The organism is Pseudonocardia sp. ICBG1293, from assembly GCF_020131355.1.
In the GTDB taxonomy this organism is placed as follows: domain Bacteria; phylum Actinomycetota; class Actinomycetes; order Mycobacteriales; family Pseudonocardiaceae; genus Pseudonocardia.
In genome coordinates this window covers 12,027-35,778 of sequence record NZ_JAHLEL010000008.1, presented here as the reverse complement: position 1 = coordinate 35,778, position 23,752 = coordinate 12,027, and the positions used below count along the sequence as shown (strand labels likewise).

General features: G+C 75.2%; 21 protein-coding genes. 10 read left to right on the top strand and 11 right to left on the bottom strand.

Annotation, left to right across the window (positions count from 1 at the left end):
- Positions 1-478 precede the first annotated feature (478 nt).
- The 3 genes from KPF47_RS39895 to KPF47_RS05005 all read left to right on the top strand — a co-directional run bounded on the left by KPF47_RS39895 (position 479) and on the right by KPF47_RS05005 (position 2,651).
- Complete coding sequence (locus KPF47_RS39895; RefSeq protein WP_224387370.1) at positions 479-1,600, top strand: DUF6529 family protein; 1,122 nt, start codon at positions 479-481, stop codon at positions 1,598-1,600.
- 34 nt (positions 1,601-1,634) lie between these two features.
- Positions 1,635-2,093, top strand: a complete 459-nt coding sequence (locus tag KPF47_RS39890) for a Rieske (2Fe-2S) protein (RefSeq protein WP_224387369.1) — start codon at positions 1,635-1,637, stop codon at positions 2,091-2,093.
- Between the two features lie 420 nt (positions 2,094-2,513).
- Positions 2,514-2,651: a hypothetical protein gene (locus KPF47_RS05005; protein ID WP_224387368.1), complete on the top strand. Its 138-nt coding sequence runs from the start codon at positions 2,514-2,516 to the stop codon at positions 2,649-2,651.
- Here KPF47_RS05005 and KPF47_RS05000 read toward each other — a convergent pair.
- Positions 2,638-4,113 carry an aldehyde dehydrogenase gene (locus KPF47_RS05000; RefSeq protein WP_224387367.1) on the bottom strand — a complete coding sequence of 492 codons (1,476 nt, stop codon included), beginning with the start codon at positions 4,111-4,113 and terminating at the stop codon, positions 2,638-2,640. The two genes, KPF47_RS05005 and KPF47_RS05000, sit on opposite strands and share 14 nt — an antisense overlap.
- Positions 4,114-4,208: 95 nt before the next feature.
- Between KPF47_RS05000 and pcaD the strand changes: the two genes are divergently transcribed.
- The gene (gene pcaD, locus KPF47_RS04995) at positions 4,209-4,979 is read left to right on the top strand and encodes a 3-oxoadipate enol-lactonase (protein ID WP_224387366.1); all 771 of its coding nucleotides are present in this window, start codon (positions 4,209-4,211) and stop codon (positions 4,977-4,979) included.
- A 117-nt stretch (positions 4,980-5,096) separates the two neighbouring features.
- On the opposite strand, the gene KPF47_RS04990 is transcribed toward pcaD, so the two are convergent.
- Positions 5,097-5,663: a CGNR zinc finger domain-containing protein gene (locus KPF47_RS04990; RefSeq protein WP_224387365.1), complete on the bottom strand. Its 567-nt coding sequence runs from the start codon at positions 5,661-5,663 to the stop codon at positions 5,097-5,099.
- A 55-nt stretch (positions 5,664-5,718) separates the two neighbouring features.
- On the opposite strand from KPF47_RS04990, the gene KPF47_RS04985 reads away from it, so the two are divergent.
- Together KPF47_RS04985 and KPF47_RS04980 are read left to right on the top strand one after the other, a co-directional pair.
- The gene (locus tag KPF47_RS04985; RefSeq protein ID WP_224387364.1) at positions 5,719-6,663 is read left to right on the top strand and encodes a DMT family transporter; all 945 of its coding nucleotides are present in this window, start codon (positions 5,719-5,721) and stop codon (positions 6,661-6,663) included.
- Between the two features lie 268 nt (positions 6,664-6,931).
- Positions 6,932-7,138 carry a DUF397 domain-containing protein gene (locus KPF47_RS04980; protein WP_224387363.1) on the top strand — a complete coding sequence of 69 codons (207 nt, stop codon included), beginning with the start codon at positions 6,932-6,934 and terminating at the stop codon, positions 7,136-7,138.
- Between the two features lie 4 nt (positions 7,139-7,142).
- Here the strand turns inward: KPF47_RS04980 and KPF47_RS04975 are convergent, their stop codons facing one another.
- Positions 7,143-8,198 carry a helix-turn-helix transcriptional regulator gene (locus KPF47_RS04975; protein WP_224387362.1) on the bottom strand — a complete coding sequence of 352 codons (1,056 nt, stop codon included), beginning with the start codon at positions 8,196-8,198 and terminating at the stop codon, positions 7,143-7,145.
- Positions 8,199-8,245: 47 nt separating this feature from the next.
- Between KPF47_RS04975 and KPF47_RS04970 the strand changes: the two genes are divergently transcribed.
- Positions 8,246-8,869, top strand: a complete 624-nt coding sequence (locus KPF47_RS04970) for a hypothetical protein (protein WP_224387361.1) — start codon at positions 8,246-8,248, stop codon at positions 8,867-8,869.
- 20 nt (positions 8,870-8,889) lie between these two features.
- On the opposite strand, the gene KPF47_RS04965 is transcribed toward KPF47_RS04970, so the two are convergent.
- On the bottom strand, positions 8,890-9,573 hold the full coding sequence (locus KPF47_RS04965; protein WP_224387360.1) for a thioredoxin domain-containing protein: 684 nt from the start codon (positions 9,571-9,573) through the stop codon (positions 8,890-8,892).
- A 149-nt stretch (positions 9,574-9,722) separates the two neighbouring features.
- Here KPF47_RS04965 and KPF47_RS04960 point away from each other — a divergent pair, with 149 nt between their 5' ends.
- Together KPF47_RS04960 and KPF47_RS39885 are read left to right on the top strand one after the other, a co-directional pair.
- Positions 9,723-12,032 (top strand): cation-translocating P-type ATPase, encoded by a 2,310-nt coding sequence (locus KPF47_RS04960; RefSeq protein ID WP_224387358.1) that lies wholly within the window; start codon positions 9,723-9,725, stop codon positions 12,030-12,032.
- Positions 12,033-12,134: 102 nt separating this feature from the next.
- Positions 12,135-13,007, top strand: coding sequence for an AraC family transcriptional regulator (locus KPF47_RS39885; RefSeq protein ID WP_224387356.1), 873 nt, complete (start codon positions 12,135-12,137; stop codon positions 13,005-13,007).
- Here the strand turns inward: KPF47_RS39885 and KPF47_RS04950 are convergent.
- The 5 genes from KPF47_RS04950 to KPF47_RS04930 form a co-directional block, all read right to left on the bottom strand.
- Positions 12,902-14,182, bottom strand: coding sequence for an MFS transporter (locus tag KPF47_RS04950; protein ID WP_224387355.1), 1,281 nt, complete (start codon positions 14,180-14,182; stop codon positions 12,902-12,904). The two genes, KPF47_RS39885 and KPF47_RS04950, sit on opposite strands and share 106 nt — an antisense overlap.
- 71 nt (positions 14,183-14,253) lie before the next feature.
- The gene (locus KPF47_RS04945) at positions 14,254-14,925 is read right to left on the bottom strand and encodes a class II aldolase/adducin family protein (RefSeq protein WP_224387353.1); all 672 of its coding nucleotides are present in this window, start codon (positions 14,923-14,925) and stop codon (positions 14,254-14,256) included.
- On the bottom strand, positions 14,922-16,190 hold the full coding sequence (gene otnK / locus KPF47_RS39880) for a 3-oxo-tetronate kinase (RefSeq protein ID WP_224387351.1): 1,269 nt from the start codon (positions 16,188-16,190) through the stop codon (positions 14,922-14,924). The genes KPF47_RS04945 and otnK overlap by 4 nt, the downstream gene beginning before the upstream one ends.
- Before the next feature lie 31 nt (positions 16,191-16,221).
- Positions 16,222-17,589, bottom strand: a complete 1,368-nt coding sequence (locus tag KPF47_RS04935; protein WP_224387349.1) for a GntP family permease — start codon at positions 17,587-17,589, stop codon at positions 16,222-16,224.
- Between the two features lie 32 nt (positions 17,590-17,621).
- A complete protein-coding gene (locus KPF47_RS04930) occupies positions 17,622-18,980 on the bottom strand; it encodes a homoserine dehydrogenase (RefSeq protein WP_224387347.1) in 1,359 nt (452 codons plus the stop codon).
- Between the two features lie 176 nt (positions 18,981-19,156).
- Here KPF47_RS04930 and KPF47_RS04925 point away from each other — a divergent pair, with 176 nt between their 5' ends.
- The gene (locus KPF47_RS04925; protein WP_224387345.1) at positions 19,157-19,945 is read left to right on the top strand and encodes a DeoR/GlpR family DNA-binding transcription regulator; all 789 of its coding nucleotides are present in this window, start codon (positions 19,157-19,159) and stop codon (positions 19,943-19,945) included.
- Between the two features lie 4 nt (positions 19,946-19,949).
- On the opposite strand, the gene KPF47_RS39875 is transcribed toward KPF47_RS04925, so the two are convergent.
- A complete protein-coding gene (locus KPF47_RS39875) occupies positions 19,950-21,983 on the bottom strand; it encodes a cytochrome c oxidase assembly protein (protein WP_224387343.1) in 2,034 nt (677 codons plus the stop codon).
- Positions 21,984-22,091: 108 nt separating this feature from the next.
- A complete protein-coding gene (locus KPF47_RS04915) occupies positions 22,092-23,687 on the bottom strand; it encodes a serine/threonine-protein kinase (RefSeq protein ID WP_224387341.1) in 1,596 nt (531 codons plus the stop codon).
- Positions 23,688-23,752: the final 65 nt, after the last annotated feature.

The following is a 23,752-nucleotide window of genomic DNA, read 5'->3' as shown; positions in this document are numbered from 1 at the left end:
ACGTCTGCGACAACCGCGGCATCGAGTCCTGGACGAAGGGCCCTGCCAACCCCCGGCGGCACCACCCGCCTGACCGGGAAGGACGGCGCGGAGGTCGAGTACGCCGTCGCCGACGGCGTCGCCACCGGCACCGCCCGCGCCGACGGGAGGGTCTGGGACTTCACCGCGGCCCGGACCGACGCGTCCGACCCGGCCCCGGCCGCGACACCGGCCCCCGCACCCGCCGAGGCGCCGGCTCCGTCCACCGGCGGCAGCGGCTACGGCGGTGGGTACTGATGTCCCCCCGCGCGCGGCACGCGGACCGCGACCTCACCGACCCGGTCGGGTTCGCCCCGGTCTCCGCGGACATCCGGCCCCCCGCGGCCCCGAGCACAGCGGCGGCTGGGTCGCCGTCCCGGAGCCGTCGTGGGCACCCGACCACGACCCCGACGGCGGCGCGGACCGGTGGGCGGGCACCGCCGACCGTCGCCGTGCCGCCGTGGCGAGGGATCTGTTCACCCCGACCGGCCCGCTCACCCCGCCCCCGGGCGGCGGTTCGGGCGCCCACGGGGTCACCACGCCGCGCCGCCCGGCGCGGGACGCCGGGGCCGCGCGTCCCGGCCGCCCGCGCCGGGCCGCCGGTGACGTCCCGCCGTCCGGATGGTCCGCCGGCGCCGACGACACCGCCTGGGCCGGGAGCACCCCCGGCGGCCCCCGGCGCGCCGGTGCGGACCGGCTGCACCGGTCCGACGACGCCGACCGTCACGGCCGACCGGCAGGCTCGGCCGGTCACCCCGACTCCTACGAACCGCTGGCCGGCTACGCCGAACCCGGCCGCTACGACCGGACGGGCGACCCCGCCGACGCCGGTGCCGACGTCGGCACCGGCACCCCGGCCGAGGACCCGGCCGCCGCGTACCGGGAGCGCCCCGCACGCCCCGCCGTCCGCGACCGGGCCGACGGGGACGACGCCCCGGGCCGCAGGCCCGAGCGGCGCGGCCCCGGCCGTCGCCGGTCCCGTGCGACGGCACCCCACCCGGCGCGCGCCCGTCGCCGCCCGGACACCGACCGGGGCTCCGAGGCCGCCGTCCCGGCGGAGGGCCTGTCGTGGCGGGTCGTCGCGATCCCGGTCGTCGTCGGGTCGCTGGTCGCGGTCGCGCTCGGCGTCTGGGCCCGCCAGCACGTCGGCACCGGCGTCGCGGTCAACCTCGCCGGCTTCTCCAGCGGCGCCGCGGCCAAGGCGTGGCTCGGCTCGGCCGCCCTGGTCCTCGCGGTCGTCCAGGGCGTCACCGGCCGGATGATGGTGCGCGGCTACGCCGACCCGGTCACCGCGGTCGCGCACCGCTGGTCGGGCCGGGCCGCGGTGCTGGTGACCGTGCCGGTCGCCGTGCAGTGCCTCTACGCGTTCGGCTGGTCCGGCGCGACGACGTCGGCGCTGCTCCACTCCGCGCTCGGCTGCCTGTTCTACGGCGCGTTCGTCACGAAGATGCTGCTCCTGCGCCGCCCCGGCGTTCCGGGATGGCTGCTCGCGGTCGCGGGCGGTCTACTGCTCGCCGTCCTCGCCGGGGTCTGGCTGACCTCGGCGCTGTGGTTCTTCGCCGGCCACGGCCTGTCGTTCTGATCCCCGACCGCCCCACCGTCCCCGGAGGTCCCCCGTGTCCCCGATCCCGCGCCGCCGGCTCCTCGCCGGCGCCGGTGCTGCCGTGGCCTGCTGCGCCGCGGGCTGCGCCACCTACGGAACCCCGCGCGACACGGCACCCGCCGCGCCCGCGCCGACGACCCCCGCCCCGTCGGCGGCCGCCCCGGGCAGCAGCGCCGCCGCGGCGCCGGCCGGCATCGCCGCCGTCGACGACGTCCCGGTCGGCGGCGGCCGGGTCTTCGCCGAACAGAGGATCGTCGTGACCCGCCCGGACGCGGACACCGTCCTGGCGTTCGACGCGACCTGCCCGCACCAGGGCTGTCTCGTCGACCAGGTCTCCCGGGCCGGGATCTCCTGTCCCTGCCACGGCAGCCTGTTCGCCGTCTCCGACGGGGCCCCGCTCGACGGCCCCGCGACGGCCCCGCTCACCTCGCGCCCGGTGCGGGTCGAGGGTGGGCGGATCGTGCCGGCCTGACCGGCACCCCGCGGGACCGGGGCCGGTCCCGCGGACCCGCACCGTGTCGTGCTCGCCGGGGGTCGGGAGCTCTGCCCGCACGTTCGCCCGGGAGAGCGGGCCGCCCGCTGAGAGCCCCGCGGGCGAACGAGGGGCCCGGCTGGCCCGGACGGCCGAACGCATTCCCGCCCGTCGCGTTCGCCGGTCCGTCCACCGGTCGGGGTCTCAGCTCGGGAGAAGCGGCGCCCACCGGTCCGTAACGTGCGGTCCGCACCGGTTCCGTGGTCGCTCCCCCGACTTCCGCGCCGCGCGACATGCCGCCGGATCCGGCGACGCTCCCCGTCGCCGGACCCGCGCGTCCTGGCCGCGGTGCCGGAGGACCGCCGTGCCCGGGACCTCGACCCCGGGCACGGTGGTGCACACCGCCGACGGAAGGCCCCCGTGGACACGTCCGAGACCCGTACCGACACCCCGGCCGCCCGCGTCCCCGCCCCACGGCGCGCGGAGCGGGGCGAGAGCTGGACCGATCGGCTCGGCTGGGAGGAGACCCCGGACCCCGACCGCCTCAGCCGAGGGTGAACGGGTCGCGGGTGCCGCCGGACAGCTCCACCCACACCGACTTGTTCTCCAGGTACTCCTCGACGGCCGCGACGCCGTTCTCCCGGCCGAGCCCGGACTGCCCGAACCCACCGAACGGGACGCTCGGCGCGACGACCCGGTAGGCGTTGATCCACACCGTGCCCGCCCTGATCCGCCCGGCGACGCGGTGTGCGCGGTGCACGTCCTTGGTCCACACCGCACCGGCCAGGCCGTACGGGGTGTCGTTGGCGAGCGTCACGGCCTCGTCCTCGTCGGTGAAGGTCAGCGCCGCGAGCACCGGGCCGAACACCTCCTCCCGGTACACGGTGGACTCCGGGGTCACCCCGGTGATCACCGTGGGCTGCACGAAGTAGCCGCCGAGGCCGGACTCCGCGGCCCCGCCGTGGGCGACGGTGTTGCCCTCGGCCTTCGCCGTCTCCAGGTAGCCGAGGACCTTCTCGTACTGCGGCCCGTTCGCGACGGGGCCCATCTCGGTGTCCTCGGCGTTCGGGTCGCCGAGCGTGATCGTCGCCGCGCGCTCGGCGATGAGCCGGACGAGCTCGTCGTGGACGTCGGCGTGCACGATCAGCCGCGACCCCGCCATGCAGGTCTGGCCGGTCGCGGCGAACACGCCGGCGATGATCCCGTTCGCGGCCGATTCCAGGTCGGCGTCGGGGAAGACGACCTGCGGGGACTTGCCGCCCAGCTCCAGGGTGACCTTGTTCAGGTTCGCAGCGGCCGCCTTCGCGATCGACCGACCGGTCGCGGTGGAGCCGGTGAACGCGACCTTGTCGACGCCCGGGTGCCCGGCCAGGTGCGCGGCGGTGTCCCGGTCGTTCGTGCTGACGACGTTGACCACCCCGGCCGGGATCCCGGCCTGCTCGATCAGCTCGGCCCACTTCAGCGTCGAGGCGGGCGAGTGCTCCGACGGCTTCACGACGATCGTGCAGCCCGCGGCCAGCGCGGGCGCGACCTTCCAGGTCATCAGCAGCAGCGGCGAGTTCCACGGCGTGATCGCCGCGACGACGCCGACCGGCTCCTTGCGCGTGTAGACCAGGTAGTTCGGGTTCGGTGCCGGGATCTGGCGGCCCTCGATGGTCGGGGCGATCCCGGCGTAGTAGTGGTACCAGCCGCCGAGCCCGTTGAGCTGGCCGATCATCTCCCGGTACAGCTTCCCGGAGTCGTCGACCTCGGTCCGGGCCAGGGCCTCGGCGTTCTCGGTGATCAGGTCGCCCAGCCGGCGCAGGCAGGCGGCGCGGGCGAACGGGGTCATCGCGCCCCACTCGCCGTCGAGCGCGGTGCGGGCGGCGGCGACGGCGGCGTCGACGTCGTCGGGGCCGCAGTCCGGCACCGTCGCCCAGGCCCGGCCGGTGAACGGGTTCTGCGTCTCGAAGGTCCGGCCGGACGCCGCGTCCACCGGCTCCCCGCCGATCAGCATCCTGAAGGTCTCGAGCTCGGCCATGGACGGTCCTCTCTGCTGCGGCTCCGGTGACGCACGTCCCACCCGGTGACCCTACGAATCCCGGCCCCGATCCGCAGCCGGTGCAGGATGGGCGCATGGCACTCGATCTGCACCACGTCGTGGACGGTCCGGCCGACGCACCGGCCGTGCTGTTCGGCCCGTCGCTGGGGACCGACCTGCACCTGTTCGACGCCCAGGTGGCGGCCCTGTCCGACCGCTTCCGCTGCGTCCGGTTCGACCTGCCCGGCCACGGCGACTCGGCGCCGGCCACCGGTGACCTCACGATCTCCGAGCTCGGCCGAGGCGCGCTCGCCGCCGCCGACGCCGCCGGGATCGGGGACTTCCACTACGCCGGCGTCTCGATCGGCGGGGCGATCGGCCAGTGGCTCGGCGTGCACGGTGGGGAGCGGGTGCGCAGCATCGCGGTCCTGGCGACGGCGGCGCGCTTCCCGAACCCGGACTCGTGGCCGCAGCGCGCGGCGACCGTGCGGGCCGACGGCACGGCCGCGATGGTCGGCTCCCGGCCCGGGACCTGGTACGTCGAGACCTGGGCGCAGCGCGACCCGGCCGGTGAGCAGCGGCTGCTGGACATGCTGCGCGCCACCGACGACGAGAGCTACGCGGCCTGCTGCACCGCCATCGGCGCCTTCGACATCCGCGCCGAGCTGGGCACGGTGTCGGTGCCGGCCCTCGTCGTGGCGGGGGCGGACGACCCGGCGACGCCGCCGTCGTCGCTGCACGAGATCGCCGACGCGATCCCCGGTGCCCGCTACGCCGAGGTCCCCGACTCGGCGCACCTGCTGAACTACGAGCGTCCCGACGAGGTGAACGCCCTGCTCGCCGAGCACCTGGCGCCCCTGACCTGACTCGCCCGCCCCCTCACCCCTCCTCGCCCCCCTCGCCCTCGCCCCTCCCGGTCGCACGAGCGGGCTGTTCGTACGAACCTTTCGTACGAACGGCCCGCTCGTGCGAGGGCGGGGGCGTTACGACGTGCGGGTGGCGCGGCGGGCGCGGTAGGCGGCGACGTGCGCCCGGTTCGCGCAGTTGCCGGTGTCGCAGAACCGCTTGGACCGGTTGCGGGACAGGTCGACGAGCACGGCGTCGCAGTCGTCGGCAGCGCAGCGGCGCAGCCGGGACAGGTCGTCGCCGCGCACCAGGTCGACGACCGACATCGCGATCTCCGCGCCCATCCGGTCCGCCAGCGGCGCGTCCTGCGGGGTGACGTGCAGGTGCCAGTCCCAGCCGTCGTGGCGCGCCAGGTGCGGACGGGCGTCGGTCTCGGCGAGGAGGGTGTTGACGAGCGCGACGGTGCCGTCGCGGTCCGGACCGTCGCCGTCGGGGGCGGGCCAGAGCCCGGCCAGCCGTTCCCGCAGCGCGCGGACCGCCCGGCGCTCGTCGTCGGAGCCGGACCGGCGCCCGGAGTACGGCTGCCCGGCCAGCCACCCGGCGAAGCCGGGCACGTCGTCGAGCGGGTCCGGCTCGGCCCGGCGGGTGTTCACCAGCGCCGCGGCCGCCGCGAGCAGCACCTGGGTGTCATGGGCGAATTCCATGTTGACCCCTGACATGGTCGGTTCCTACTGTCAGCAGTCTATGGGTGCTTCGGTCGTGACACGGGATCACATGGTCCGCGGGCTGGTGTGGGCGCTGGTCTCGGCCGCCGCCTACGGCTTCTCCGGACCGCTCGGTGCGGCGTTCCTGGAGGCGGGCTGGTCACCCGGGCTGACGACCCTGCTGCGGATCGCGGGCGCCGCCGTCCTGCTGCTCCCGGTGACGGTCGTGATGCTCCGCCGGTACCCGCTCAGCGCGCCGAACGCCCGCAAGGTCCTGCTCTACGGCCTGGCCGCCGTCGCCGGTGTGCAGCTGTGCTTCTTCCAGGCGCTGCAGCACCTGTCGGTGGGCGTCGCCCTGCTGCTGGAGTTCCTCGCCCCCGTCCTGCTCGTCGGCTGGACCTGGGTGCGTACCCGGCGCACCCCGGCCGCGGTGACGCTCGCCGGCTGCCTGGTCTCGCTGGCCGGACTCGTGCTGGTCGTCGACCCGTTCGGGAGCCGGGCCGTCGACCTGACGGGAATCCTGTGGGGCCTGGGTGCGGGGGTCTGTGTCTGCGTCTACTTCCTGCTGCCCGGCGGCGGTGACGAGGGCGGCGTCCCGCCGTTGCTGATGATCTCCGGTGCGATGCTGGTCGGCGCCGTGACGCTCACCGTGACCGGGCTGCTCGGCATCACGCCCTGGCGGGTGGGGGAGTCCAGCGGCCGGCTGGCGGGCGTCGACGTGCCCTGGCCGGTGCTGCTCGGGATGCTCGTCGTGCTCGCGACGGCCCTTCCGTACCTCACGGGGATCATCGCGATCCGGCGTCTCGATACCCGCATCGCGTCGTTCGTGGGGCTGTCCGAGGTGATGTTCGGGGTGCTCGCGGCCTGGGTGCTGATCGCCCAGGTGCCGACCCTGGTCCAGGTCGCCGGTGGGGTGCTGATCCTCGGGGGCATCGTGCTGATCCGGCGGGCGGAGAACCGGGTCGTGACGACGCCGGGTGAGATCGCCGCCCAGGGCTGACGGGACGGCGCTGACGGGACGGCGCTGACGGGCCAGCGCCGTCCGCGGGTCCCGCACGTGTCGGGACCTGCCGGGACCGCGGCGGAGCAGCGATCGGTCCGGGCTCCGCAGCGGGTGGTGCGACGTCGTCGCGTCACCGGACGTGGGATCCGCCCGATCGGGTCTCCGGGGTGCGTGGAACGTGCGATGCACCACCCACTAGCCTCGGCGCGAATCCGACCCGTGTGGATGCCCGGCGGGTCGTGGGACCGGACGAATCGAGAGTGTCGTGTCGCTGCCCAGTCGCTTCCGAACCAGCTCGTTCTGCCTCGACGGCGGCTGTGTCGCCGTGGCGCGGAGTGCCGACGGGCGCGTCGAGGTCGCCTCCACGCTGGACACCGCCGCCACGCCGATCGCCTTCACGCCGGCGGAGTGGGATGCCTTCGTGGCCGGCGTCAAGGCGGGGGAGTTCGACTCGCAGGTCCTGCATCCCTGAGGTTTCAGCCCGCGATGGCTGCGAGGTGGTCGCGGCTCGCCCGGGGGGACAGCGCTCCCCGCAGTACGTCCGACCAGATCGATCGGTACGTGTCCACCTCGACCGGCGTGTCGAAGTAGGCGTCGTGGCCGGTGCTCTCCACGTTGACCACGGTCCAGTCCGATGTGGTCTCGCGAGGCTCGAAGATCGCGAAAGTGCTCACCGCTCGCGTGTACCCGGCGGTGAACGGCACGATCTGGACCTCGATGTTCGGTTGCTCGGACCGCTCCAGGACGTGTCGTACCTGCTCGCGGAGGACAGCACGATCGCGCCCTCGGTGCAGCGCACTCTCGTCCATGACGGCGTGCAGGGTGAGGGGTGGTGCGTCCCGGCGGGCGGGGTCCACCACTGCCTGCCGGCCGATCCGGATCTCGACCAGCCTGTCGAGCTCGGCCGCCGATGCCGCGGGGAACGCGTCGGACAGGATGTCCCGCGCGTAGGCCTCGGTCTGGAGCAGGCCCGTGATCGGCGTACTGAACATCAGCTCGGTGGCCGACTCGGACTCGAGCGAGATGAACATGTCGAGGTCGGCGACGGCGACGGTCGAGTTGAACGGTTGCCACCATCCGGGTGATTTCGCGTCGGTCGCCCAGGCCAGGAGCTGTTCCCGGGATTCCGGTGAGGCGTCGTAGATCTCCAGCAGGTCCCGGACATCGCGGTACTTGGGCTCCACCTGGCCCGTCTCGATGCGCGAGAGCTTCGATGCCGACATCTCCAGGAGCTTCGCGATGTCGCCCAGCTGCTTCTTCCGTCGCACCCGTAGTTGTTTGAGGGCCCAGCCCAGACGGCGGCGGATGACGACGGGGCCGTGTGTCACGGTCATCCCCGACCTCCTCATGATCACGAGCGTGTCGAGCCTGGCTCCGGACCACCGTAGTCGTTCTGCAATTGCAGACGAAGTCTTGCATTTCCATCTGGTGCACATGGCCGTTCGCGCCGCATACTCGGTTCCCAGGTCCTGGACAGCGGTCACCACCGCTGGAGGGGGTGCGCCATGCACGACCATGACGGCACCACGCACGGCTCCGAGATCCCCACCCCGCCGCACCGGAGCGGGGGTGGCACACCATGACCACCTCGCTGGTCCTCCTCGGCGGAGTCCTCGCCCTCCTCTGGTTCGCCGTGCTCATCGGGATGTCGCTGGACACCGAGAACCAGCGACGCCAGTGGAAGCGGGTCGCCCGTGAACGCCGGCACCGCCGGGAGGAGCGCCGACCGGTCCTCACGAGCTGTCCCGGCCGGACTGCCCGCTCCGGCGTCCCGGCTGACCGGTCGGCGGAACCCGACGGCAGGCCACCGGTCGTCGGCGCAGGTGGACGTCGGAGCGGGACGGGCCGGGTCGCCCCGGCCGGGTGGACCGCCCGGCGACGGGAGTCCGGACCGGAGGAGGGTGTCGTGATGCAGGTCGTCGACCACGAGCCGCGCGCCTGGTTCCTGCTGCGCGACGGCGCCGGGACCTACCTGGACGTGAACTGCTCGCACGGCCCGGTCGGGTACTCGGTGCTCCTGGAGCTCGACGACGACGAGCGGCGCGCCCTCGACGAGGGCGGGCGCGGCTACCTGGACGGCCTGGCCGCGGTCGTCGCCCACCGGGTCCGCTCGACGTACCGGGACCGCGACCTCACGCACTCCCGCGGGCACGAGGTGACCGCGGCCGTGGCCGCGTGGCGGTCCGGCGGCGCGACCGGCTGACCGCGCCGCCGACCGGGGCCTCAGCCCGCGGCGACCGCCTGCGCGACGGCCTGCGGGGTCGCGTCGACCTGGGTGCCGTCGACCTTGACCGTCGGGGTACCGGACACCCCGTCGCGCAGCGCCTGCTGGGTGATCTGGGCGACCCACGGCGCGTAGCGCTGGTCGTCGACGCACCGGGCGAAGTCGCCGCCCGCGCCGGCCTTCTGTCCGAGCGCGACCAGCTGCTCGTCCGGCAGCCCGGCGCCGCCCTCGGCGGGCTGGTTGTCGTAGAGCTCCTTCTCGAACTGCGGGAACACCCCGGCCTCGGCCGCGCACCCGGCCGCGGCCCCCGCACGGGTCGAGTACCGGGTCGACGAGGCCCGGTCCAGGATCGCGATCGGGTGGTAGACGATCTTCGCCTGGCCGGAGGACACGAGCTGGTCGAGGGTCTGTCCGGCCTGCGCCTCGAACTGCTTGCAGATCGGGCACTGGAAGTCGAGATAGACGTCGAGCGTCTTCGGGGCCGCCTCGTTGCCGACGGTCACGCCCTGCGCGGTCGCGTTCGCCGGGACGGCGACGCCACCACCGGAACTCTTCCAGTAGACGCCGGCGCCGACGAGCGCGGCGAAGGCGACCACGACGACCAGCGCGATCACCGTGAACTGCGACGGTCCCTTCCTCGCGGTGAGCGGGTTCGCCGCCGCCTTCCGCTTCCCGGTGGCCATCAGGGTTCCTCCTCGGACGTCTGCGTGACCCCTCTCCCGACGACCAGTTGTACGCCCTGTCGCCGTGCAACGGTTCGGTGGGGCACCGGTCCGTCGCAGGTCAGGAGCCCGGGTGGCGCATCTTCGATCGCGTGTAGAACCATGGGGTCGTGAGTACCGACAGCGCCGTGGACCGGACCGCGGGGGAGACGGACGTCCGTACTGTCGAGCTCAAGATCGACGGGATGACCTGTGCGGCCTGCGTCGGACGGGTCGAGCGCAAGCTGGGCAAGCTCGACGGCGTCGACGCGACCGTCAACCTGGCCACCGAGCGCGCGCTGGTCCGGTACCCGTCGGCGACCCCGGTGACGACCCTGGTCGAGACGGTCCGCAAGGCCGGCTACGGCGCCACCGAGATCCGCCCGACCGACACCGGCGACGAGGCCACCTCCGACGACACCGCGCTGCGCAGGCTGCGGACCCGGATGGCCGTGGCGCTGATCCTGTTCATCCCGCTGGCCGACCTCTCGCTGGCGATGTCGCTGGTCCCGTCGCTGCGGTTCCCCTACTGGCAGTGGGTGGTCGTCGCGCTGGCGCTGCCCGTCGTCGGGTGGGCGGCATGGCCGTTCCACCGCACCGCGGTGCTCAACCTGCGCCACGGGACGACGTCGATGGACACCCTCGTCTCCCTCGGCGTGGTCTCGGCGTCGGCCTGGTCGCTGGGGGAGATGGCCCTGCTCGACACCCGCACCACCCTGACCGGGTGGGACGCGGTGCTGCACCCGTCCGGGCCGCTCTACCTCGAGGTCGCGGCCGGTGTCACCACCTTCGTGCTGGCCGGGCGGTACTTCGAGGCCCGCGCCCGTCGCTCGGCCGGACGTGTCATGCGGTCGCTGGCCGCCCTGGAGACCGACGAGGTCACGGTCCTGTCCGGCACCTCGGAGTCCCGGGTCCCGGTGCGACGGCTGCGGGTGGGTGACCGCTTCCTGGTGCGGCCGGGCGAGCGGGTCGCCGCCGACGGCGTCGTCGAGACCGGGCGGGCCACGGTCGACACCAGCGCGATGACCGGCGAACCGGTGCCGGTCGAGGTCGGGCCGGGTGACGCCGTGACCGGCGGCACGATCGCCTCGGGCGGACGGCTGGTCGTCGTCGCCGAGCAGGTCGGCGCGGACACCCGCCTCGCGCGGATGATCGCGGCCGTCGAGCGGGCGCAGACCGAGAAGTCGGCGACGCAGCGACTGGTGGACCGCGTCTCCTCGGTGTTCGTCCCGGTGGTGCTGGTGGTCGCGCTGCTCACCCTGGGGGGCTGGCTGCTGGCCGGTGCGGGCTGGGCCGGTGCGCTGGCACCCGCCATCGCCGTGGTGATCATCGCCTGTCCGTGCGCGCTGGGGCTGGCGACGCCGACCGCGCTGATGGTCGCCACCGGCCGCGGCGCCGAGCTGGGGATCTTCGTCAAGGGCCACCGGGCGCTGGAGACCACCCGGGCCGCCGACACCGTCGTGCTCGACAAGACCGGGACGCTGACCACCGGGCGGATGACCGTCGTCGACGTCGCGGTGGCGGGCGACGGCGACCGGGACGAGCTGCTCGCGCGGGCCGCGGCCGTCGAGAGCGGTTCCGAGCACGCGATCGCCACCGCGATCCGCAGCCACGCCCGGCCGGACGTCCCCGCGGTGGACGACTTCGTCGCGCTGCCCGGTCTCGGCGCGCACGGCACCGTGGACGGCCGCGTCGTCACCGTCGGGCGGCCCCCCGAGGACACCGGCGCGCTCGCCGGGCGGCTCGCCGGGTGGGAGGCGGCGGGGCACACCGTCGTCGCCGTGCACGTCGACGACGCCCTCGCCGGCCTGGTCGCGCTGGCCGACCCGGTGAAGGAGTCCGCCCCGGTCGCGGTGGCCGAGCTGGTCGCGATGGGGCTGCACCCGGTGCTGCTCACCGGTGACCGGCCCGCCGCCGCGCACGCCGTCGCCCGGGCCTGCGGGATCACCGAGGTCGTCGCCGGGGCGCTGCCCGACGGCAAGGTCGACCACGTCCGCGCCCTGCAGGCGCAGGGCCGCACCGTCGCGATGGTCGGCGACGGCGTGAACGACGCCGCCGCGCTCGCCGCGGCCGACCTCGGCATCGCGGTCGGCTCGGGCACCGACGTCGCCCTGGAGGCCGCCGACGTCGTGCTGGTGCGCGACGACCTGCGGGTGCTCCCGGCGACGGTCGAGCTGGCCCGCGCCACCATGGGCACCATCCGCGGGAACCTGTGGTGGGCGTTCGGCTACAACACCGCCGCGATCCCGATCGCCGTGGCCGGACTGCTCAACCCGCTGCTGGCCGGAGCAGCGATGGCCCTGTCGTCGTTCCTGGTGGTCACCAACAGCCTGCGGCTGCGGAAGGCGGCGAGCTGGGCCGACGGCACCCTCGGCGGGACCCGGTCCCCGGTCGGGGAGGAGACCACCGACTACGTCGAGCCCACGGTCCACACCCCCTGACCGGTCCCCGCACCCGTTGCAGCGGGTGTGGACCGCCGCCGGCGGGTGTGGACGGGGCGCCGGTGGCGGAATACCGCGGTCGGGGGTGGGGCTGATCGGGGTGTGCCCGATGCGATCGACACCCGCCTCGACAGGATGCTGGCCGGCATGGAGTGGGCACTGCAACGGTCCCGCCGCTCCCGGGTCACCGACGGCGCAAGCGCCACGGTGCTCGACGACACCGCCGGGTTCGTGTTCCTGCACGAGGGGCGCGCCGCGGTCCGGACGGCGACGGGCTGCTGGCTCCCGGTCGCGGCGGGCGACCTCGTGCTGGTCCCGCACCGGGCCGACCTGACGGTCCGCGGCGAGGACGGGGCGGACCTCACCGCCGCCGTGCTCGCCGCCCCGCCGTCGCGCGCCCACGGTGACCCGGCGCTGCCGTCGGTGCTCGTCGCCCGCGCGTTCGGGCCCGCCGAGCCCGGCATGGCGACGCTCGTCCGCGGGATGGAGTGCGGGTGGAGCACCGTCGGCGGGCGGGTCCGCAGCGGTGACACCGTGATCTGCAGCCGGATCACCACGACGATCGCCGTGACCGCGGTGCGGATGTGGGTCGAGCAGCAGCCGACCGGCACCGACCGCTGGCTCGCCTCGGCGCTCGACCCCCGGATCGCCAGGGCCCTGCGGGCGATCCACGCCGACCCGGCCCGACCCTGGACGGTCGCCGGGATGGCCCGGGAGGCGACGATGTCGCGGGCGGTCTTCGCGGCCCGGTTCGCCGAGGTCGTCGGGCGGACCCCGGCGGGCTACCTGGTCGCCACCCGGGTCGACGCCGGCCGGGCACTGCTGGCGGACGGCAGCGCCACGGTCGCCGAGGTCGCCCACCGGGTGGGTTACCGCTCCGAGCTCGGGTTCGCCAGGGCGTTCCGCCGGGAGTCCGGGATGTCGCCCTCCTGCTGGCGGTCGTCGGTCCGGTCCGCGCCCGCATCGGCGCCGTAGGGCGGGTCCTGCGGGGCGGAGCCGAAGACGAGCCCGCCGACCGCGGCGGCGACGGCCGCACCGGCCAGCGTGGTCGTCACACCGAGGACGTCCACGAGCAGCCCGCCGGCAGCGGCCCCGACCGTGATGGCGAGCTGGAACCCCGCGACGAGCAGGCCGCCCCCGGCCTCCATGCGGCTCGGGACGACCCGGGCGATCCAGGTCGTCACGACGGTGAGCCACGCTCCGAACGACAGCCCCCAGACGGCCACGCCGGCGACGACCACCGGGAGCACCGTCGGGAACACGGCCACCGCGGCGACCCCGAGCGCGAGCGTCGACGGGACCGCGTAGCGGACGACCCGCAGGTGGCGGTCGACCACCAGCCCGACGACGACGTTGCCCACGACACCGCCCGCGCCGAACACCGCCAGCAGCACGGCCACCCCGCCGGCGTCGAGTCCCGGGACGGTCCCCAGCGCCGGTCGGACGTAGGTGAACGCGGCGAAGTGCCCCAGGACGGTGAGCACGTGACCGGTCAGCCCCCGCGCGATGCCCGGCGCCCGCAGGGTGTCCAGCAGCGGGCGCACGCCGTCGGAGGCGTCCGGGGCCACCGCCGGGAGCGCCGAGCGGATCGCCACCGCGGTGACCGCGGACAGCGCGGCGACGCCCACGAACACCGCCCGCCAGCCCGCGACCGAGCCGAGCAACACGGCCAGTGGGACCCCCGCGACCGTCGCCACGGTCGTCCCGGTGTTCACCAGCATCACTGCGCGGCCGAGCCGCCCGGGCGTGGACAGGTGCGCCGCGACGGCCAGCGACATCGCCCAGAACCCGCCGATCGCGGCCCCGAGGAGCAGCCGTGCCAGCAGCAGCACGACGAAGTTCGGCGCCACCGCGACGGCCAGGTTCGACACCGCGGCGGCCGCGGCGAGCGCCGTCAGCAGGGTCCGGCGGTCGAGCCGGGGCAGCAGCACCCCGATCGTGGGGGCGACGAGGAGCCCGACGAACGCCGTGGCCGACACGGCCTGACCGGCTTGCCCCTCGGAGATCCCCAGCGCCGTGGCCATCGGGGTGAGCAGGCCGGGCGGCAGGAACTCGGCGAGCACGAGCACGAAGCTCGTCATCGCCATCACGGCGACCGCGCCCCACGCGGTGCGTTCCGGGCGGGTCGTCGGTACGAGGGTGTCGGTCATGCCCCCAGGTTTCGCTACGGAACGCTCGTCGGCCCATCGGATCGTCCGGCGGAACAGACCGGGCGTCCGGATCAGGCCCCGTGCACCCAGTGCGTGCCGTACCGCCCGGCCAGCTCGGCGGCCTGCCCGTCGTCGAGCCACCGGGCCTCGCGGCCGCCCAGCAGCACGGTCACCCGCGCGGCCTCCTCCAGCTCCACGGCGGCGTCGACCGCGCGGTCCAGGTCACGCCCACCCGTCAGTGACCCGTGGTTGCCGAGCAGGGCGGCGGTGAACCGCCCCGGCAGACCGTCGAGGCTCGCGGCGAGCTCCGCCGAGCCCGGCGGGGCGTAGGGCGCCAGGGGGGTACGGCCGACCCGCATGACGAAGTACGGCGTGACCGGCGGCAGCGCCGAGGCCGGGGACCAGGGCGGCAGGCAGGACGCCGCGACGGCGCACGGCGAGTGCAGGTGGACCACCGCGGCGACCTCGGGCTCGCGCCGGTAGAGCGCCAGGTGCAGCGGGACCTCCTTGGACGGCCCCGACCCGGCCACCGGCACCCCGGCGGTGTCGACGACGGCGAGCAGGTCGGGCTCCAGCTCCCCGAGTCCGAGCCCGGTCGGGGTGACGACGACCAGGTCCCCGACCCGTTCCGACAGGTTCCCCGACGCGCCGGGACTCAGCCCGGCCGCGACGACCTGCCGACCGGCCGCACAGACCCGTTCGGCGGCCGCGAGCAGGTGCGGGGGGAGCGGCGCGGCGCTCACGCCGCTCCGTCCGGCGCCGCGTCCCAGGCCCGGACGAACAGGTCCGGACCACCGAAGTTGCCCGACTTGAGGACCAGCCCGAGCGGCTCCTCACCGTCGCCGCGCTCCGCCCTGGCCCACGCGACGCCCGGGTCGAGCCGCGGACCGACGACCAGCCCGCGGACCCCGAGCGCCGCGACGACGGCTCCGGAGGTCTCACCCCCGGCGACGACGAGGCGCCGCACGCCGTGCTCCACCAGCAGCCGGGCGACGGCGCCGAGCGCCTCCTCGAACAGGGGGGCGTCCTCGGGGCCGGACAGGTCGCCGTCGTCGCCGGTCGCGTAGACCACGACCGGACCGTCCGCGGGTGGGTGGGCGAGGACCTGCCCGGCGACGGCGCGGTGGGTGCCCGACGGGTCCCGCCGCAGCGCGACCGGGTCGAGCCGGATCCCGGCCCCGGCGGCGGCACCCGCCCGGACCTGGGCCCGGGTGGCCTGCGACGCGCTGCCCGACAGGACCACCCGGGGACCGTCACCGGCGGCGGGGACGGCGGCCTCCGCGGCCGCGTGCGGCCCGGTGAGTCCCTGGGCGACCGCGCTGCCCCCGGTCAGCAGCGGCAGGTCGGCGGTGGCCTCCACCAGGGTGACCAGGTCGGCGTCGCGGACGGCGTCGACGACGAGGTGGCGGGCCCCGGCGGCGGCCCGCTCGTCCAGCGCGGCGCGCAGGGCGGCCGGTCCGGCCGTCACCGCGGGCAGCCCGACCAGGCCCACCGCCCCGGCGCCGCCGCGGACCTGTGGGGCGAGCAGCCGGGGCAGGCTGGAGTCGCGCATCGGGGTCAGCGGGTGGTCGCGCATCGGGGACTCGTCCAGCGGGTCGTCCCCGACGAACAGATGGCCGCGGTAGACCGTCCGGCCGTTCGCGGGGAACGCGGGGGCGACCACCGTCCACGGTGCGCCGAGCGCGTCGAGCAGGGCGTCGGCGACCGGTCCGATGTTGCCGTCGGGGGTGGAGTCGAACGTCGAGCAGTACTTGAACAGGACGCGGTCGCAGCCGTGCTCCCGCAGTGCCGCCAGTGCGGCCAGCGAGGCGGCGACGGCCTCGGCGGGCGGGGCGGTCCGGCTCTTCAGCGCGACGACCACCGCGTCGGTGCCGTCCGCGGCGGACGGCAGCCCGCCGGACACCGCCTCGCCGGGGACGACCACGGTCCGGAACCCCGCGGTGGTCAGCACGATCGCGAGGTCGGTCGCGCCGGTCAGGTCGTCGGCGATGGCGCCGATGGTGGTCACGGTCGTCCTCCTGGGGTGGGGGCGGGGGGCGTCAGACGGCACCGACGGCGATCAGGACGTTGAGCACGGCGAAGCCGGTCACCCCGGAGATCACCGAGGCGACGCCGATCGAGCGGATCCCCTGGCCGACGGTCATGTTGGACAGCGTGGTGGTGACCCACCAGCCCGACGAGTTGGCGTGCTTCATGATCTGGGCGCCGGTGGCGCAGGCCAGGTAGATCGCGATCGGGGCGAGGCCGAGCACGTCCACCAGCGGCTGCATGATCGCGGCGGCGGTCATGACACCGAGGATGTTCGACCCGGTGATGGTGCACACGGCGGCCGCGACGAGGAACGGGATGACGATCGGCGAGATGCCGATCTGCTGCACGCCCTCGGCCACGCTCTCGGCCACCCCGGTCTCCCGGATGGTGGCCGCCAGCGCCCCGCCGACACCGGTCAGCGCGAGCGGCATCGCGGCGATCCGCAGGCCGCTCTCGAACAGGTCGGTCAGGGTCTCCTTGTCCCGCCAGCGCCCGCGGAACAGCGGCAGGGACAGCACGCAGGCCAGGAAGAGTGCCATCGTCGGCTCGCCGACGAACTCCAGGACCCCGCGCACCGGGTTGCCCTCGGTCATCAGCGGCCCGAGCAGGGAGGCGCCGCTGATCAGCACGATCGGCGCGACGATCGGGGTCAGGCAGGCGATCAGCGACGGCCCGCGGACGGCGGTCCGCTCGGTGACGGCGGTGTCGCCGGAGGGTCCGCTCCCACCGGTGGCGAGGTGCTCGACGAACTCGGGCTTCGGGTCGACGTGGGTGCGGATCGTCGTGAGGTAGAGGGTCGCGGCGAGGATGCCCGGCACGCCGACGGCGAGGCCGAGCAGGATCGCCTGGCCGGTCGGCACCCCGAGCAGCGCGGCGGAGGCCAGCGGGCCCGGCCCGGGCGGCACGACCGAGGTCATGACGTAGGCGCCGATGTAGAGGATCGGGCCCAGCTTCATCATCGAGATCCCGGTGCGGGCGGCCAGCGCCGAGACGATCGGGATGAGCATGACGACCACGGAGTCGGCGATCAGTGGGATGCCCACCACCGACGAGGCGAGCGCGACGGCCCAGGGGACCTTCCGCTCGGAGAACAGCCGCAGGCACCGTTCGGTGATGGCCTCGGCGACGCCGGAGAGCTCGAGCATCTTCCCCAGCACACAGCCGAAGATCACCAGCAGGCCGACGCTGGCGAGGGTGCTGCCGAACCCCTCGGTGACCAGGTCGATCGTCCCCGTCCCGCCCATGCCCAGCGCCAGGCCCAGCGCGACGACCACGACGAACAGCGTCGCGACCGGATGGACCTTGAAGCGGGCGATGAACAGGACGAGCACGACGAGCGCGAGCAGGAACGCGCTGAGGACGTAGATGTCCGACACGACGATGTATCCGATCCGGGAAGGGGGCGGGGTCAGCAGGTCGCGCCGGTGCGCCAGGCCGCGAGCAGGTGGGGGTCGGGGTCGGCGAGGTCACCGATCCGCACCGGCGCGCCGGCCGGCACGTCCCGGGCCAGCCTGGCGTGCGCGGCCAGGTAGAGCGGGGCCACGTCGTCGGGTGCCTGCGCCGCGGCGAACAGGACGGGGGCGACCCCGTCGACGTCGTGGTGGTGCCCGCCCATGGCGAGGGTGCGGCCCGCCGGGAGACCGGTCCGGGCCCGACCGGCGAGCACGACGTGGCGTCCGCGGCCCGGGGGCGCCGCCGCGGCACCGCGCTCGGCGACCGCGAGCACCGACAGCGGGGTCTCGACGCCCATCAGGTGGTAGGGCAGGTAGAGGCAGGCGTAGCGCCCGTCGCGGCTCACGACGTGCCCCTTGCCCGACAGCGTCTCCCAGGTCACCGGGTCGTGCGTGCGCACCACCACGAACACCCCGCCTGCGAAGCTGGCCTCGTCGGGCCGGCGCAGCACGGTGAACACGTCGACCACGCCCGTCCGGCCGGTCACCCCGCCGTCCTGCGCCCGGGCGTAGACGTCGGCGAGCTCGGCGACGCGGGCCACCGGGTAGTGCAGGGTCTCGACGTCGGGGACCAGCCCGGTGGCGTCGGCGACGACGGCCATCTCGCACAGGTCCGCGGCCGCGCTGCGCCGGATCGTGGCGACGGCGTCGGCGCGCGCGTCCAGCGTGCGCCGGACCCCGCCGGGCTCCGGCGGGGCGAGCAGACGCTCCGGGTCGGCGACGTCGATCTGCTGGTCGAGGTGGGTCAGCCGGCCGGTCGCCGGGTCGAGCACCAGGTCGTACTCGCCCGACTTGCCCGCCGCGACGACCTCCAGGCCGAGCTCGCGGGTGCGGGCGTACCAGCCGACGAGGTTGGCCGGCTGGTCCCCGGCACCGGGGACGTAGCCCAGACCGCGGTCGGCGGCGCGCCGGGCGAGGTCGGTGCCGACGACCGTCTCGACCTCCTTGGACACCATCACCACGTGCCGGTCGTGCTCCAGCGCGTCGACGGCGGCCCGGTACCCCGCGGCGGGGCTGCCGGTGGCCTCGACCAGCACGTCGTGCCCGGCCCCGGTCAGCAGGGCCAGGTCGGGGACGACGGCGACGGTGCCCGCCGGACGGGCGGCGACCTCGTCGGCGGTGCGGCACACGGCCAGGTCGTCGGCGCGGAAGCCGAGCTCGCGGCACATCGCGACGGTGCCGTCGACGTCGAGGTCGCACAGCGCGTCCGGGGCGACCCGCGGGGTGTGCCGGGTCTGGGCGAGCAGGGTCCGGCCGAAGCCGCCCCGTGCGCCGGTGAGCGCGTAGCGCACCGGTGGTGCTCCGGACGGGGGCATGCGACCTCCTCGAACGCCGGTGGCGACAGCACGGCGTTGTTGTCGACGACCGCCCGGCGCGGCGGACGCTAGCACGGCTGTTCACACCAGAGTCAATAATGTTCACGAACTGGCACATGCGCTATCGTTCGCGGGTCCATCGGTGAGTACGACACAGGGTGTCCGGAGGCGGCTCGGTGATCCCCGACCAGCGTCGCGAACGGCTGCTGACCGAGCTGCGCGGAGCGGGTGTGCTGTCCGTCCGCGAGCTCGTCGAGCTGCTGGGCGTGTCGCACATGACGGTGCGCCGGGACATCGCCACGCTGGAGGCGGAAGGCCGGGTGTCGTCGGTCCCCGGCGGGGTCCGGTCGGTGGAGAGGCTGCACAGCGAGCCGACCTACCGCGCCAAGGTGTCGGTCCGGCCGCAGGAGAAGCGCGCCATCGCCCGCGAGGCGGTCCGCCTCATCGGCGACGACCAGGTCGTCTACCTCGACGCGGGCACCACGATCGGGCAGGTCGCGACCCTGCTGTGGGGCCACACCAGACTGACGGTCGTGACCAACGACCTGACGACGGCCGTCCTGCTCAGCGACCACCCGGGGCTGGAGCTGTACCACCTGGGGGGCCGGGTCGACCGCGGCAACCGGTCCACCGTCGGCGAGCGGACCGCCCGGGCCGTGCGCGAGCTGAACATCGACGTCGCGCTGATCTCCTCGAGCTCGTGGGACGACGTGCGCGGCAGCACCACACCGGTCGAGGCGAAGGTGCCGGTCAAGCAGGCAGCGATGGCGTCCGCGGAGCGCTCCTACCTGGTGTCCGGCTCCGACAAGTTCGGCGCGGTGAGCACCTTCCGGGTGGCCGGGCTCGCGGACTTCGACGCGGTGGTCACCGACTCCGGGCTGCCCGCCGGCGCGGCCGCGCGGCTGCGCGAGCAGGGTGTGACCGTGCGGGCGGCCGAGCCGGACGGCACGGCGCTGCCCGGCTGAGGGGTCAACCGCCCCGGCGCATCTGTTCCAGCATGGCGTTGTACGCCTTCAGCTCGGCGTCGTCGTCCCGGTCGGCCTGCCGGTCCTTGCGGGTCGCCTCCCGGGAGTCGTCGCGCGACCACTGCACCACGAGCGTGACCATCACCAGCAGCATCGGGATCTCGCCGGTCGCCCAGGCGATGCCGCCGCCGGTGCGCTGGTCGTCGAGCAGGTCCAGCCACGGCAGCCCGACCTGCCGGTAGAAGTTCTCCCCGAGCACCGTCGAGGAGCTCATCACCGCGACCCCGAAGAACGCGTGGAACGGCATCGTCGCGAGCATCACCGCGAGCCTGCCCAGGTGCGGCAGCCGGTGCGGCGCGGCGTCGACACCGATCAGCGGCCAGAAGAACAGGTAGCCGACCAGCACGAAGTGCAGGTTCATCAGCTGGTGGGTCCAGTGGAACCGGAGGGCCCCGTCGAAGAGCGGAGTGAAGTACAGGACGTAGAACGAGCCGACGAACAGCACCGCCGCGAACGCCGGGTGGGTCATGACCTTCGCGACGCGCGAGTGCACCGCCGCGAGCAGCCACTCGCGCGGGCCGGGCGGGTTGCCACGGCCCGCGGGGCGCAGCACCCGCAGCGCGAGCGTGACCGCGCCGCCGAGGCTCAGCAGGATCGGCGCGAGCATGTTCAGCGTCATGTGGCTGATCATGTGGACGCTGAACATGGACGGGGAGTAGAAGCCCAGCCCCGACGACGTCGCCAGCAGCAGGGTCGTGCAGCCCAGCAGCCAGGCGACGGTGCGCCCGACCGGCCACACCACCCCGCGGGACGCGAGCCGCCGTACCGCCATCAGGTACAGCCCGGCCAGCACCAGCGCGCCGGTGCCGAACAGCAGGTTCCAGCGCCAGTCGGTCAGCACCGCGAGCGCGGAGAACGGCCGGACGACGTCCCAGCCGATCAGGGTCTGCAGGGCCGAGTCGTCGGCGACGACGAACCGCGGCGGGACCAGCCGGATGCTCGCGACGCCGAGTGTCCCCACCGCCGCGCCCAGCACCGCGACGACCGGCAGCAGCCGGCCCGGCAGCGGCCCGGCGGGTGCGGCGAGCCCGCGGGCCAGCAGCGCGGTCAGCGGGACGAGGGCGGCGAGCAGCACCGCGACCACGACGGCGACCCGCACGTAGGCCGACCCGCCGAGCGGCCCGGCGTCGGTCACCACCGCCTGGAAGACGATCTCACCGACGAGGTAGACGACCCCGCCGACGGCGAGCAGCCCGCGGACCCGGCCCGCGGTGCGTCCCGCGAGCCCGCCACCGTGCACCCGGAAGGCGACCAGCGCGGCGACCAGGCCCAGCCACGCCGTCCCGGCGACGGCACGCAGCACGTTCGCGTCGCCGCTCCAGTCGTGTCCGGCACCGGTCGCGGCCGGGTGGACCGCCGCGGGCAGCGCCATCGTCACGGCCGCGAGCAGGCCGAGCGCGGCGGCGGCCTTCCAGCTCAGCGAGAACGCCGACCCCAGGGCGACGAGCAGCAGCAGTGCCCCGGCGAGCGCCCAGCCCAGCGGCTCCTCGATCGTGGCGGCGGCGCCCAGCCACCCGAACGGGCCTGCCGAGGCCAGGACGCCGGCGGAGTTGCCGGTCATGTCCGCCACCGACAGCCAGCCCGCGGCGATCGCCGACATCCCGGCGACGGTGGCCGCGAGGGTGCCGCGGCGCAGCGCGCGGTAGCCGTGGACGTCGACCGTCCCGGACCCCTGCGGGGCCGCGACCAGGCCGCCGACCAGCAGCGACCCGGCGGCGAGCGCGGTCGCGGCGACGGCCAGGACCTTCGCGACGACCGTCGCGGCCTTGAGCCCCGGCTCGGGCACCGGGAGCCCGCTCAGCCGCCAGAAGCCGTCGTCACCGACGGAGAGGGCGACGGCGGCGCCCGCGCACAGCAGTACCAGGGCCACCGTGGACGCGGTGAGCGGGCCCCGGCGGTCGCGCCGAGCGGGCACAGGTGGCGCGGGCTGCGCACCGCCGGCCGCGTCGGTCGTCGCCTGCTCCGTGCTCGCGCTCACCGAGAACAACCCCTCCGCAGGTGGTCGCCGGGCGCCCACCGCGCCCGTGTCACCCCCGATGGTCCCCGTCCGGCCCGGCGCGCGCCGCACCGGGTCGGACGGGTCACGTCAGTTCCCGGTGATGCCCGACCACCAGCGCTGGATCGACTGCCAGAAGCCCTCCGCCTGCTGACCGAGCTGGTCGGGGTCGGGCAGGTTCGTCGGGATCGGCAGGTTCGTGGGTAGTTCGGTCGGGATGGGGATGTTCGTCGGGATCGGAATGTTCGTGGGGAGGTTGAACCCGCCGTCGTCGCTGCCCGTCGTGGTCTCGCTCGTCGGCTGCACGGTCGTCGGCTGCTCGGTCGTGGTCGGTGCGGCGGACGTGGTGGCCGGCGGGGCCTGGGTGTCGGAGTCGTCGTTGCCGAACAGCAGGAACCCGAGCAGCAGCACCAGCAGCGCGACGAGCAGTGCACCGAGCGCGATCCACTTCCCGATCCCCGACGAACCGAGATCGCGCGGCCCGGGTTCCGGCTCCGGCTCGACCGGCGTCGCGACCGCGGTCGGCTCGGCCAGGATCTCGGCGACGCGGCGGGCGTCCGGGCGTCGCGCGGGGTCGGTGGAGGTGGCCTGCGCGATCGCGGTCCGCAGCGGCTCCGGCACGTCCGCCGGCACCACCGGGGCCCGGTTCACGCGCTCGGCGGCGCCGTGGAGCCCCTGGCCCTGGTACTCCTGCCGCCCGGTCCAGGCCTCCAGCAGGACCAGACCGAGTGCGTAGACGTCGGTCGGCGGCCCGACCTGGTGTCCCCGGATCTGCTCCGGCGACAGGTAGGCCGGTGTCCCGATGATCTCGCCGGCCGCGGTGTGGCCGTCGGCGCCGAGCAGGGCGGCGATGCCGAAGTCGGCGAGGCGGGCCCGGCCGTCGGAGTCGACCAGGATGTTGGACGGTTTGACGTCGCGGTGCGTGACGCCCTGGGAGTGGACGTAGGCCAGGGTCTGGGCGACCTCGGCGCCGATCCGGCGGATGTCCTCGGGCGGCAGGTCCTCGGCCGCGATGACGTCCTTGAGCGTCGGCCCGTCGACGAGCTCCATCACCAGGTAGGCGCGGTCGGCCTCGACGGCGAAGTCGTGCACCGCGACCAGCCCGGGGTGACGCAGGTTCGCCATGACCTGCGCCTCCTGCTCGAAACGCTGGTCGGCGGTCGGGTCGTCGGCCGCACCGAAGATCTTCACCGCGACCGGCCGGTTGAGACGGGTGTCGGTGGCCCGGTGGACGTCGGACATCCCGCCCTGGCCGAGGAGCCCCTCCAGCCGGTACCGGCCGCCCAGGAGCTCGGGCTCGGTGATCGGCGCCGGCATCATCCGGGTCGCGTCCGGCCGCGGCGGTCGGGGCGCGCCGTACGCCGCGGTCGGCGGGGCTCCCAGGTGGTGGGTCGGGCCCTCGCCGGGTCCGAGGCGGCGGGTGCCGTCCGCGGGACCGGGGCGGCCGGGACCGCCGGGCGCCGGACGTCCGGGACCGGGGGGCGGGCCGACGCGGCGGGTGGCGTCCGGGGCGTTGCTGCGGGTCGCCGGGTCGTCGTCGGCGCGCCGGGGCGCGGGCCGGGCCCCGCCGACGCGGCGGGTCGGGTCGGGCGCGGGGCCGCCGGGCGGCCGCTGCCGGCGGTTCCCCGTCCGCCACGGGTCGGACGCGTCCCTGCGGGTGCGCTCCGGATCGTCGCCGCGGGTCACGGGCCCTCCCGGTCTGCTGGTGCCGCCGGGCCGCGGGCGCGCGCACCGGCCGTCCGCCGCCGTGG